This is a genomic window from Teichococcus wenyumeiae (assembly GCF_003696345.1).
GTDB lineage: Bacteria > Pseudomonadota > Alphaproteobacteria > Acetobacterales > Acetobacteraceae > Pseudoroseomonas > Pseudoroseomonas wenyumeiae.
On the sequence record NZ_RFLX01000061.1, the window covers coordinates 2,460 to 13,231 of the forward strand.

At 62.8% G+C, this 10,772-nt stretch carries 14 protein-coding genes and 2 pseudogenes; 6 read left to right on the top strand and 10 right to left on the bottom strand.

All coding sequences use genetic code 11. The features are described 5' to 3' along the window. The first annotated feature begins 242 nt into the window (after positions 1-242). On the top strand, positions 243-410 hold the full coding sequence (locus EBE87_RS29225) for a hypothetical protein (RefSeq protein WP_158601008.1): 168 nt from the start codon (positions 243-245) through the stop codon (positions 408-410). Positions 411-1,040: 630 nt separating this feature from the next. After that, positions 1,041-1,241 (top strand): hypothetical protein, encoded by a 201-nt coding sequence (locus EBE87_RS28835; protein WP_147426169.1) that lies wholly within the window; start codon positions 1,041-1,043, stop codon positions 1,239-1,241. Here the strand turns inward: EBE87_RS28835 and EBE87_RS26140 are convergent. After that, positions 1,236-1,445: a hypothetical protein gene (locus EBE87_RS26140; protein ID WP_120640187.1), complete on the bottom strand. Its 210-nt coding sequence runs from the start codon at positions 1,443-1,445 to the stop codon at positions 1,236-1,238. The two genes, EBE87_RS28835 and EBE87_RS26140, sit on opposite strands and share 6 nt — an antisense overlap. A 157-nt stretch (positions 1,446-1,602) precedes the next feature. On the opposite strand from EBE87_RS26140, the gene EBE87_RS26145 reads away from it, so the two are divergent. Continuing rightward, a complete protein-coding gene (locus EBE87_RS26145) occupies positions 1,603-1,962 on the top strand; it encodes a terminase small subunit (protein ID WP_120640188.1) in 360 nt (119 codons plus the stop codon). 414 nt (positions 1,963-2,376) lie between these two features. Further along, positions 2,377-3,079: pseudogene (locus EBE87_RS30060) on the top strand (IS3 family transposase); the annotation flags it as partial. Between the two features lie 68 nt (positions 3,080-3,147). On the opposite strand, the gene EBE87_RS26160 reads toward EBE87_RS30060, so the two are convergent. The 4 genes from EBE87_RS26160 to EBE87_RS26180 all read right to left on the bottom strand — a co-directional run bounded on the left by EBE87_RS26160 (position 3,148) and on the right by EBE87_RS26180 (position 7,388). Further along, positions 3,148-3,354 (bottom strand): DUF2382 domain-containing protein, encoded by a 207-nt coding sequence (locus tag EBE87_RS26160; RefSeq protein WP_120640190.1) that lies wholly within the window; start codon positions 3,352-3,354, stop codon positions 3,148-3,150. Next, positions 3,344-4,294: a hypothetical protein gene (locus EBE87_RS26165; RefSeq protein ID WP_233553379.1), complete on the bottom strand. Its 951-nt coding sequence runs from the start codon at positions 4,292-4,294 to the stop codon at positions 3,344-3,346. Before EBE87_RS26165 ends, EBE87_RS26160 begins: the two co-directional genes overlap by 11 nt. Before the next feature lie 570 nt (positions 4,295-4,864). After that, positions 4,865-5,923, bottom strand: coding sequence for a patatin-like phospholipase family protein (locus tag EBE87_RS26170; RefSeq protein ID WP_158601010.1), 1,059 nt, complete (start codon positions 5,921-5,923; stop codon positions 4,865-4,867). 871 nt (positions 5,924-6,794) lie between these two features. After that, positions 6,795-7,388 carry an exopolysaccharide biosynthesis protein gene (locus tag EBE87_RS26180; RefSeq protein ID WP_120640192.1) on the bottom strand — a complete coding sequence of 198 codons (594 nt, stop codon included), beginning with the start codon at positions 7,386-7,388 and terminating at the stop codon, positions 6,795-6,797. Between the two features lie 212 nt (positions 7,389-7,600). Here EBE87_RS26180 and EBE87_RS30410 point away from each other — a divergent pair, with 212 nt between their 5' ends. Further along, entirely contained in the window at positions 7,601-7,795 is a 195-nt protein-coding gene (locus tag EBE87_RS30410; protein ID WP_120640193.1) for a DUF2934 domain-containing protein, read from the top strand. A 363-nt stretch (positions 7,796-8,158) separates the two neighbouring features. Continuing rightward, positions 8,159-8,692, top strand: coding sequence for a DUF2147 domain-containing protein (locus EBE87_RS26190; protein WP_120640194.1), 534 nt, complete (start codon positions 8,159-8,161; stop codon positions 8,690-8,692). On the opposite strand, the gene EBE87_RS28840 is transcribed toward EBE87_RS26190, so the two are convergent. The 5 genes and pseudogenes from EBE87_RS28840 to EBE87_RS26205 form a co-directional block, all read right to left on the bottom strand. Further along, positions 8,689-8,913, bottom strand: coding sequence for a hypothetical protein (locus tag EBE87_RS28840; protein WP_147426170.1), 225 nt, complete (start codon positions 8,911-8,913; stop codon positions 8,689-8,691). The genes EBE87_RS26190 and EBE87_RS28840 overlap by 4 nt on opposite strands. A gap of 198 nt (positions 8,914-9,111) precedes the next feature. Continuing rightward, complete coding sequence (locus tag EBE87_RS26195; RefSeq protein ID WP_233553380.1) at positions 9,112-9,546, bottom strand: ArsC/Spx/MgsR family protein; 435 nt, start codon at positions 9,544-9,546, stop codon at positions 9,112-9,114. Between the two features lie 73 nt (positions 9,547-9,619). Further along, positions 9,620-9,964, bottom strand: a complete 345-nt coding sequence (locus EBE87_RS29535; protein ID WP_199707773.1) for a hypothetical protein — start codon at positions 9,962-9,964, stop codon at positions 9,620-9,622. Between the two features lie 171 nt (positions 9,965-10,135). Next, positions 10,136-10,474, bottom strand: a complete 339-nt coding sequence (locus tag EBE87_RS26200) for a DUF1488 family protein (protein ID WP_158601011.1) — start codon at positions 10,472-10,474, stop codon at positions 10,136-10,138. A gap of 158 nt (positions 10,475-10,632) precedes the next feature. Continuing rightward, a pseudogene (locus EBE87_RS26205) lies at positions 10,633-10,772 on the bottom strand (IS5/IS1182 family transposase); the annotation flags it as partial.

The following is a 10,772-nucleotide window of genomic DNA, read 5'->3' on the forward strand; positions in this document are numbered from 1 at the left end:
AGTCTAAGGGCGGTTTGCTGAGGATCTCTCAACGATAAGTAGCCAGTTACAGAAGGCGCATCCTCAGAGCGAAACCGGATCATTGCATCTGAGTTATTTCCTTATGTGTAAGGTTATTGCATCATATGAAGCCGGCCTTGTAGACGTGGTTCATGAGCTAGGGAAGTCGGCTTGGCCCTGGCTCCGCTGACACGGAGGCGAAGCCTGGCTCTCTTCAACCCTCTCGCATGGCTGTGCGCCCGATGAACACCGACCTGCCAATGACTGACCCGGTTATTGCCAGCCGCGAGGAGCGGAGGGCCCCTCTTGAGTCCAGCCTTGCCGCGGCCACCGGCATCACCACGGGGGTTGGTATCTCAGCGGTGTTTTGGGTGGTCGTCATCTGCGCTGTTCGGGCAGCGATGAACTGACACTGGCAATCTGAGTGATCAAGGCCGCGCCTGCCTTGAGTCGCGCATCCAGGACCACCTCAGTTGCCATGGACGACGGCTTTCATGGGCCCGTTGACGCCCGCCTGAAGGTGTCCTTGAGCAGGCAGATCAGCAGCATAGTTCCGAAGATCCAGCATTCCTTCCGCCCGCCCCTGGGAGCAGGTCGAATGGAAATGCCTGCTTGTACGCAATGCTGCCCTGACAGCAGCTAAGCGGTTTACGGCGGTCAATGGAAGTCGCTACTTCCCGGCATCCTGACTGGCCGTCGTGACCCTGGATCCGGCCGCCGCACCTCACCAGCACGGCCTGCCCCCCAATCCACCAGAGAACAACCATAGAACTACCAGAGGGGGTCGCAGGCGTCGCCGCGCCGCTGTCCCTGGATTGGCACCCTTCGGAAGCGGAGGCGGAGTATGCGCTGCGGCGGGGGTTGGATCCGGAGGAGGTGGCTGCGCGCGTGCTGCGCCTCCGGGGCGAGCGGCAAAGCGCGCCGGATCGCCTCCGCCACCAGGGTGACTATCGCCTGTGGCAGGAAGCTCTAATCCGACTGACCTGGCCGCTACAGATCAAGGGCATCATTACCACTTGGCAGCTGGAGCTGGTGGCCTGATGTTCGACTGCACCTGCCCCGCGTCGCGCGGCCTGCAAGGCCGCATCTGCGGCGTCAACCATCCCAACTGCGAAGCCCTGCAGGGGCTCACCAGCGCGGCGCTCGGTGTCGTCGTTACGCCGACCCTTCCACCTGCGCCAAAGGGCGCCGCTGTACCGACGGCCGCAACGACCGATTGCCAGCGGCACCCGTCATTATGACGGTTCGCCACCCCACCGCTGCAATCCTTTCTGCAGCACAGCAGGCACGTCTTCCTGCGGGACACCGAGTTCGCGGCAGACCACCAGCACCACGAGCGCGGCAGCAGTCTCTGGGCTGTCGTACTGCCCTGTGATTGCGGAGCGCCGGATGATGTCGCGGAGCTGATCTTTGATATCCCGCCTATCGTCATCGGTCAGGGGCATCAAGCATCCCTTTCGAGTGCCTGAGCATCAAGCGCCTGTCCGCACATTTCGTCAAACGTCCGTTTCGTAGTGCTCACCCCCTCTGAGCCAGAATCAGGATTCAGAATGGCCCGCAGAACCTTGCTGAAGAGGCTGAGGGGCCGGGGGGAAATTGTTCATGTCGCTGACCGACAAACAGCGGCTATTCGTCCGTGCCTATCTTATAGATAGGGATTGGAAAAGGCGGCGATCGCTGCCGGATACAGCCCCAATGGGGACCGAGGTGGCGGCCTCCAGGTTGTTAAGCCAGGTTAAGGTGCAGGAAGCCCTCGCCGAAGCCCGCCTGCAGCTGGTCGCCGTCTCCGGCGTGACCACCGAAGCGCTGCTGGCTGGCGGCATGAGCCGCGGCGCGGTGCTGGCCGGATGGCGGCGTGCTCATCCGGTGATCAGACCGGTCATAGGCAGAAAAGAAGAGGAGGGCTCATGCAGCAGCCATGGCATCAGCACCGCTCATGCCCTGAGTTGTCAACGCGGTTGATCTCCTCCTCATCGCTCGCGAGCACTGGCTTTCTGCTCTGTAGTCAGCTGCTCAGCACCATACGAGAACCTTGCTTTGCAAAATCCTGGCTGATCTGCTGGCCCTGACGTCGGAGAAAGGAGCAGCCTGTTGAGCTTTTCGGGTCTCTTCGCATAACTCGTGGCACTGGTTGGCACCGGGACAGTGGCCATACGGCGCATCACCGATGGCACGCCGATACCAGCTTGGGGCAAGACACCGGCCATTCCGGTGGCGAAGCCACAAGGCGCGATTCCAACCCTCAAGATGCCGACCGCCAAGGGGTGGCACGATGGCCGGGTGCCGACCACAGCACCAGGGCTTAGGGTGAATGATCTTCCTTCGAATTGATGGACACCCCCTGAGTAAGCTCCACGGGAGCGAGGAAGGTGTCCGATGAACAAGACACGGCGAGAGTTCACGCCGGAGTTCAAGCAGGAGGCGGTCGCGCTGTTGCGCTCCAGCGGCCGCCTGCTGACGCAAGTCGCGGGCGAGTTGGGCATCCAGCCCTCCATGCTGCGCAGTTGGCGAAGACGGCAGACTGGCGAGGTACCACGGCCGCAGCCTGTTACGACAGGCACGGGGTCCGTCGCTTCGCCATCTGCCGCATTATCTTCGCCGGCGAGCGTGACATTTTAAAAAAAGCCATCGGCATCTTCTCGGAAAGCCCGAGATGAGGTTCCGCCTCATCGCTGCCCATGCCGACACCTGGCCCATCCGCGTGTCCGCCTCCGGCTACTACGCCTGGCGGGATCGTCCCGACAGCGCACGAGCTGTGGCCAACCGGCAGATCCTGAGCGACATCCGGCGGCTGCACGCCAGTCATCATGGCCGCTATGGTAGCCTACGCCTGCAGGCTGCCTTGCGCGCCGGGGGACGCCAGGTCAGCCGCGGCCGGGTCGAGCGGCTGATGCGGGCTCATGGAATCCGGGCCATCGCGGGGCGACGTTTCCGTCCAGCGACCACCAACAGCCGCCATGCTCTCCCGGTCGCCCCAACCCTGCTGAACCGACAGTTCGCGGTCACCCGCCCCAACACAGTTTGGCTGGCCGACATCACCTATCTGCCTCCTGGTGAAGGCTGGCTCTACCTCGCCGCGCATCCACTCCGCCTTGGGATACCAGACGCCAGAGCAGATGGAGCACAATGCCGCCTGATCCCTGTCCATCAATTCAGGGGGAGATTAACGACCTCTTCCGCCGTCTCGGTGCTCACTGAAACCCGCATACGCCCGGCCTCGACAGTCCGCTTCCCGACCCGGAGGACCTCCCCGCTCAGCGGGATCACCTGCTCGATCGACTCCGCCGCGCCGCGATCTCCGGAAGGCAGGGCGGCATTGCCGCTTCCTCCCTCGATGTCGGGATCAGACGACACGTGCGCTCCGGAACGTGAGCAGATCGCGGGTGCCGCGGCGCGCACCGAGCACAGCCGAAAGGGCGCCGAGCAGCATGATGCCGAAGATCGAGAAGCCTGCGATCGAGGCGCCAGAGGCAGCAGTGTCAGCCGCGCGACGTGCTGTCTCCTCGGCCCGCTGCGCCGCCTGGGCTGCCTGCTGCTCGGCCTGCTCCACGCGCGCCTGAGCGTCTTGCGGGCTGATGCCGTACTCGGCGGCGACCAGCTGGTTCAGGCGGTCACGGTCCTGCTGCGACAACTGGCCATCCGTCACGCGGCGGGTAGCCAACGTGCCGATCTCCGCCTTGCGCTGGTCGGAGGTCATCGCCACCGGATCTCCACCCGAACCGATCAAGGCACCCTGCACACGGTCCACCAACCCCTGGGTTGCCGACTGCAAGGTCCCGGTGCTTGTCCGGTTTGCAACCTGCTGCCCGGCAGCAGAGGCCACGGAACCGACACCCTGAGCCGCTCCGCCTAGCAGACTGGACGCACCGGTGGTGGCGGTGGATGCAATACCCGAAACCAGGTTACCCAGCAGCACGGCCGAGATCAGGAAGGTGGTGCCCCAGACCGCGAGGCCGTGCAGTGTGCCGTCGGTGTTGTCGGAGGTTCCGGACAGGCGCGCGGCGACATAGCCGCCCACTGCGAGGCCGACGAGGTTGGACACCAGCACCCAGATGGCGGCGCCGATGCCGAACGATGAAGCCGAGGGAGTATCGCGGGCCGCGGCATCAACCGTGGTGGCTCCCACTCCGGCGCCAAGGGCGTTGAGCATCAGCCCGATCGCCAACGCCACAACGGCGCCAGCAATCACTGCGCCCCAGGACACACGTGAAGGAAGAGCGGGCGCGCCTTCCGGCAGCACGGCCCCGACAGTTGCCGATCCTTCGTAGCCGGTTCCTGAAACTCTGGTCTGCATGTCGTTATCCCGCCTCGGTAATGGATGAGCTCCCGGATGATGATCATTCGGGATGGTCGTCGTGTCTGGCAGAAGACTGGCGCGCCATTACTTGACCGTGGCGTCGCGCAGTGTGGCGTTTACAGCAACGACAGCGTTTGACCTGCTAGCCGCGTTGTCAGCCGTGCCTTCAGCTTGGGTCTTGGTGTCGCTGGTGACTGTTCCGGTAAATCCTTGGCTGAGCGCTCCACCTGCTTGGTGGGGCCAGCAGTCCGATCGTGTCGAGGGTTGGAATCCCGGTGGGGAAGAGGTCGGGCCGTCGGCCAACGGCCATGGACAGCGGTGCCACTGATGTCTAAACGCGGTTGAATGTTGAAAGTTCAGTACGAGAGGTGAACTTTCACGGGCATGGGCGGTAATGCCGAACCGAATGCTGTTGCAGGCGGAATCAGCGTTTGGTCCCGAGGTGCGGCAGTACCTTGGCACACCTTGCTGCCACTGGATGGCTGCCTCTACGCCCCCAGCTCCTCATGACCTTACCTCAGCGCTCTCCACTTCTCCCGGGAAAGTCCACTGGAGGCCGAGGGCAATTTAAAGGAGAGGCTGGGCCAAGGAGGACAGGTTGAAGGTCGAGCGGTGCCCGACCCCGGCAAAATCGGTGGCGAGCCAGTCCTCGGCCGCGCGGTGTCCCAGCTCCCGCATCTCCTGGAGAAAGGCCCAGCTTGCATCCTGGTGGCTACCGATTTTCAGCGCCCGGAACTCCTCCTCGGCCCCGATGACGTGCAGTCGGGCGTCGCGAAGCCGTTCCAAGGTCTCCGAGGTGGCAGGCAGATCGGCGATGAGGCGCTGAGCCGACGCGAGGGAGCGAAGCTCCTGCCGCAGCGCTGCCCCGAAGGTCAGTTCCTCCGTCCGCTCGAGAATGGCGGCGCCACTGGTGGGCATGACGGGCCGCTCCTGGGGGGTCGTGCGCACCAGGATGACATCGGAAGGCGCCCCGGCCTCAATCAGACTCCGCAGCGGCGGATTGCTGGAGAAGCCGCCATCCCAATAGAACTCCCCCTCGATCTCCACGGCCGGGAACAACTGCGGCAGGCAGGAGGATGCCAGGAGCACCTCAGTCGTGATCTCGGCGTCCTGGAACAGCCGGGCCTCGCCGCTGCTGACGCGGGTGGCCGAGACCACCAGCGGGGGCGCGCCGTCCCGACCCAGTACCGAGGGGTCGAAGAGACCATCCAGGACTGCCCGGAGGGGATTCAGGCCAAGCGGGTTGATCTGCTGCCGCGCGAGCCCTTTGGTGGTTTGCCGCAGCGCGTCCGCCATGATGCCGCTGAAGGGAAACAGCCAGTCGGCGGCGCCCGTGACGTCGGGCGAACCGGATGACATGGCGACACGGCGCCAGAACGCTTCGAGCAGGCGCTTGGCCTCGGCGGGGCCTCCGGTCGCCAATCCCTGGGCCAGCATGGCCGCGTTCATGGCCCCGGCGCTGGCACCGCTGACGACACCGATGCGGAGGCCGGGCACGTCGAGCAGCTTGTCCAGCACGCCCCAGGCAAAAGCCCCGAGGGAACCGCCTCCCTGCAGGGCGAGCGTGACCGCTTGGCTCCGCGATAGGGATGCAGGATCTGGCAACTCGCCGGAGGTGAGGGTCACGGGAGCATTCATGAACTGGATCCAGATCGGGTTCTGCCGGGACGGGTTGTCAATGCTCGCTCGGCAGGGGCGGCAGGCTGCCGGCGTGATCCCTCAGGATCAAGATGCGCGCGGAGAGCGTGCAGGCGACAAGGGCTGCGACAGCCGCAAGGAAGGTGAGTTCGAACATGGGAAGATCCTTTGTAGTTCCTCCCTGAACCCATTCGGAATGTAGATTGCTGCACTGCACAATACCACTCACGTCATGCGTGTGCGTGCAATTAGTTACAGAAGCATGAGCAGGGCGTTTGTCTCACATGCAGTAGCGCACCAGGCTCATGGCGCCGGCAAAGCCAGACGCCACGACAGCCATTCTGACCAAGTCGGCGCCATCGGAACAGGCGGCACAGGTGTCATGAGGCTGCGGTGGGTGGCATCACCCGCAGCGATGTTCGAGCACAGGCCCGGCCCTGGCTGTGCTCCTAGGGGCCAGAGCCTACAGGGTATGGGATAGCCGCCGCCTGTCAGCCATGCCACTGGTTCGGCTGGTCTGCGGGGGGAGACACTGTTCGCACAAGCAGAGGATGGCTCCCCGGCACTGGTGGCACAACCTGCTCGTCTGCGTCTTCGGGTCCTTCACCACTATTGTGGCCATGACGCTGCTGCTGCCCTTCCTGCCTCTCTACGTCGAGCAACTCGGCGTCACCCCACACCGCCACCGCGCAGTGGTCCGGCGCGGTATTCGGCGCGACCTTCCTGTCCGCGGCGCTCGTGGCGCCGCTCTGGGGGCGGCTCGCCGACCGCCATGGACGCAAGCTGATGCTGATCCGGGCGAGCATCCGGATGGCTGTCGCCATGTCGCTCCACTTTCACATCCGATCCTTGCGGTGCTTCAGAACAGTCCTGGCACCCAACCGGTCGTGCTTAAGGCTTCCCAAGTGGCCAACAGGATGGCCGACAGCAGAATCAGCGCCGCCATCAGGGCAATGCCGAGCAATGCGCCATCCTCCTCCAGGTAGGCGAACGCGACCAGACCGATCGCCAGAGCGGGCGGAATATTGCTGAGAGGAACGGGGGCCAGGAGACTGGTGGCGAGCAGCAGCACGACGCCGCCAATCACCCGCTTTGTCATCTGGAATGGTGTCGGCCAACGGGGCCGGATGATGCGCTCCAGGGAGCGTAGCACTGGAACGACCCGCTTAACCACATTGGCGAGGCGTCGGGTCGCAAAGGGCTGGGCGGAGATGCGGTGGGGAAAGGCCGGGCCGGGGCGGGCGAGGATCATCTGCGCAGCGACAACCATCAGCAGCACACCAGCCAGGGCCGAGACGCCCGGCAATAGGCCGAGCAGGGCCAGCAGCAACAGAACGATGCCGAAGGAGCGGTCACCCAGCTGGGACATTAACCACCCCAGCGTCACCTGCTCCGGCGTTTCCTGGCTGAGAAGATCCCTCAGCACGATCGAGGTCGGTGCGCGTGCCGTCATGAAACCACAACTGCCGCCTTCTCACTGCCACGGCAAGTTCGGCTCAGCTTTCCCGGACGCGGAAGGTGAGCAGATTACAATGCGAGCTGAAGTACAATCAGCCGGAATAAATAAGTCTCTCGTGTGCTAGTATCATTGAGCCGCCTATAGAAACGTGGAGGATGATAAAAATATCAATCTGGCAGCTCGTCCAGTATCAATAAGGCACAAAAATGTCTGACACAGAGCAAGACAACGCAGCACCAGCTTTTGAAGAGGTGATCCGAACGCGTGCCTACCTGATGTGGGAGGCAGACGGAAAGCCAGAGAGCGGTGCGGACCAGTACTGGCACCAAGCACGTGAGCGCATTGAAGCCGAAACCCACTCTGCGTATCCGCCCGCATCGTCTGGTGCTCACCGAAGCTAAGGCTGGTTAAAACCGACCCAATCGGCTGTGGAGCCGAGGTGAGGATGCCGAGGAGAAGCCACACGGTCGTCGTGTAACAGGTCTCGATGGCGCGCCCAGACGTTCTCGACACGAGACCGGTACTGGAGTTCCAGGTGCGGCAGGCGACCCCTGTGTGCGTTTGTTTTGGGCAGATGGTGCAGTGCGCTGCCCTAAGTCAGTTCCACTCGCCAGAGATATCGGAAGCTTGTCCGCGAGCACCGACGGTCCAGCTAGGCGCAGCGGGCAGCCCCGCAGACGAGCGTATTCTTCCTGAGTTGGTCTGTTGATCCTATCGTAGATGTTGATGACCTGCCGAGCAGGTGTCCTACGGAGACGGTCAAGATGCCGGTGTCCGGCTGCCCGGTGTGCGGGCTGAAAGGAACAAAGAATGCTCTCTGGCGTTCCTCGCCACGTCGGCGCGGACACGCTGTCCTGCTGGCGGCTGCACTCATCTCCTTGGTCGCGTTGTGCACCACGGCTTGGGCGACTGTTCCGGGCGGCGTGTGGCTCATCGATGGCAAGGCAGCGGTAGAGATCTTCGATTGCAACGGCCAGCTATGCGGCCGAATCCTCTGGTTGCAGACTCCGCGCGATCCGCAGGGGCAGCTGAACCGCGACAAAAACAACCCTGATCCGGCGCTGCGGCAGCGCCGCCTTTGCGGTCTGACCGTCCTCTGGGGCTTACAGACCAGCGGTCCCAACCGCTGGGAAGGCGGCTGGTTCTATAATCCGGATGATGGGAATACGTACAACGTCTCGGCGGAACTCAGGACCGCTGACCTCATCGTGGCCCGCATATATTCGGGGGTCCGACTCTTCGGCAAAACCAAGACGCTGCTTCGGGTCTCGCACGGAAGATCAGAAGGATGGTGCTAAGCAAAAAGGGCTGCAAAGGCAGCAACGGCATCATTCTTAGAGCCGCTGGTCTTACTGCTGTTCTTAGCTTTTGATTCCACCATATCTAACTGACAGAGCGGTAGTTTCTGCTCCGCAGCCGGTGTCAGCATGCCGGAGTTCGCCGCGGCGCCACGTTCTGCAGCGTGGTGTGTACAGCCCTCGTTATCAAAGGTAGCCGCTGATGGTTCGGCAACGGTCATACCCGGCCTCACCGCCACAGATGAAACGCTGCTGCTGTATGAGCCGCACCGTTCATCCCGGGAGCGTGCCATCTACTCGAGCGCCGCCGAATTCCTCGACCGCAGGGGCATGGACCGGAGCACCAGCAACTCCTGCGCCTGATCGGCACTCTGATGCGGACCTTGACCAGCTGATATGGCAAGATTGCAGCGGTATCGTCACTCCAGGCTGCTTCGGTCCACCCGCCGTCCTTGGTCATCAATAACAGGCTGCCCGTTCTCCTTCGCGAAGGGAGCAGCCTGCGCATTCGGCAACAGGTTCAGCACCACCTCAGCCGGCCGGACAAGCCTTACGCCGAGAGGGGTTTCGACGATCGGGCAGGCGATCAGCTCCGGGTGGCGAAGCATGGCGTCCAGCAAGCTGTTATCCGAACAATCTGAATCGCCAAGCCCCAAAGCCTCATAGAGCGGATGCTCGATGCGCAGCAGGTTCCGCACCGGCAGGTCCATGCGACGGATCAGGTCAACGAAGCGATCCCGGGGTGGAGCAGCCTGCCTCAACAGGACGATCCGTGGCTCAGCACCCGAGTTTCGGATCAGCGCCAGCGCATCGCGCGAGGTGGCGCTCTCCGGGTCATGAAAGATGGTGATCAATGCGCAGCCATGCAGCAGCGAAAGGCCGTACGAAGGCCGCCAGGCTCCGAGGGAGGCGGTGTGCCGGAGATGATCAGGAAGCCCTCCGCATGGCCCAGGACATGGTACCGAACTGCGGTGCACCCTCCAGATCCGGTACATGCCGCAGATCGTCCGGCAGGATTGTCAGCGGGCCAGTGAAGCCGCCAGGCATACGAGAAAGCTTCAACCTTGCAGCCACATCAATGAGTGTCCGGAAGCGGTTGAAGGACCGCTGCCGCGACATGGTCGTCGATGGGAGCGGGAGGTTGGACGCCGCTTCTAATGCCTCGTCCGCGACCACACACGAGATCCGCCGGGTGTGGTCACGTATTTCGAAGCGGGTCGAACCCAGAGCGGCAGTTTCCGCCGCCGCAGGAGAACCCACGTCGGTGAGCATCAATGCCCCACCGGCTTTGCCGGCACCTTCGGTGGGGTGAGGAACGAAGAGGATGTCACCGGTGCGGGCTTTTTGGCCGCCTTCGGCTTCTTGGCTTCTCGGCTGCTGCGCTTTTGACCTTTGGCCATTTCATTGCTCCGACTGCGCGAGAGGATGACTGTTCAGGAAGCGTCAGGCTGCCTCGGCCCAGTTCGGCCGCACAGCCATCATGGGGGCTCCCTCGGGTGCGTGATCATCAAAGTCGTCTGCCCAGAGATGCATCGGCCCAGGAGACGCAGGATGACGCTGCTCAAACTTGCTATGAGCGGCCGCTTCGATCTGTTCCTGGAAGGCTGCAAAACGCGCCAGGGCATCGTCCTGGCCCGCGCATCGATGCTGGCTCACCTGCTCCAGTGCAGCCTCGGAAATGGCGCAGGGCACCAAGCAACCCTGCTCGGTGATCGCGAAGAAAATTGTTCTGCTGTTCCAGCGGGGTCCTGAACAGGAACTGGTCGTATAAAGGCTGAGCATCGGCGCCATCCTTTCAGGAAGGCTGCGATACATAAGATCATACCGCATGCGAAGTATATGATGTGGCTATCTCCAGATCATGAAACAAGGTCTGGAAGAAAACTGTGGCATCTTTAGCCCATATTAAAATAAAACTTGTGATTTCTATCTAGAGGCTGTTATGGACCTGCGGCCAGTTGAGCAGCCTGCTTGAGCATGAGGCAGGCGAAGGCGACGAGGTGGAGATCGGCAAGGGTGCTGGCGTAGCGCTCGTAGTCCTTCACCAGGCGCCGGAACCGGTTGGCCCAAGCAAAGGAGC

Bases quoted from the DNA above. Each gene is read 5' to 3' on its own strand.
- EBE87_RS26165 (WP_233553379.1), bottom strand. From the start codon at position 4,294: ATGCAGACCAGAGTTTCAGGAACCGGCTACGAAGGATCGGCAACTGTC.
- EBE87_RS26190 (WP_120640194.1), top strand. From the start codon at position 8,159: ATGCCGGTGTCCGGCTGCCCGGTGTGCGGGCTGAAAGGAACAAAGAAT.
- EBE87_RS28835 (WP_147426169.1), top strand. From the start codon at position 1,041: ATGTTCGACTGCACCTGCCCCGCGTCGCGCGGCCTGCAAGGCCGCATC.
- EBE87_RS26200 (WP_158601011.1), bottom strand. From the start codon at position 10,474: ATGCTCAGCCTTTATACGACCAGTTCCTGTTCAGGACCCCGCTGGAAC.
- EBE87_RS29535 (WP_199707773.1), bottom strand. From the start codon at position 9,964: ATGCTCACCGACGTGGGTTCTCCTGCGGCGGCGGAAACTGCCGCTCTG.
- EBE87_RS30410 (WP_120640193.1), top strand. From the start codon at position 7,601: ATGTCTGACACAGAGCAAGACAACGCAGCACCAGCTTTTGAAGAGGTG.
- EBE87_RS26145 (WP_120640188.1), top strand. From the start codon at position 1,603: ATGTCGCTGACCGACAAACAGCGGCTATTCGTCCGTGCCTATCTTATA.
- EBE87_RS29225 (WP_158601008.1), top strand. From the start codon at position 243: ATGAACACCGACCTGCCAATGACTGACCCGGTTATTGCCAGCCGCGAG.
- EBE87_RS28840 (WP_147426170.1), bottom strand. From the start codon at position 8,913: ATGACCGTTGCCGAACCATCAGCGGCTACCTTTGATAACGAGGGCTGT.
- EBE87_RS26180 (WP_120640192.1), bottom strand. From the start codon at position 7,388: ATGACGGCACGCGCACCGACCTCGATCGTGCTGAGGGATCTTCTCAGC.
- EBE87_RS26140 (WP_120640187.1), bottom strand. From the start codon at position 1,445: ATGCCCCTGACCGATGACGATAGGCGGGATATCAAAGATCAGCTCCGC.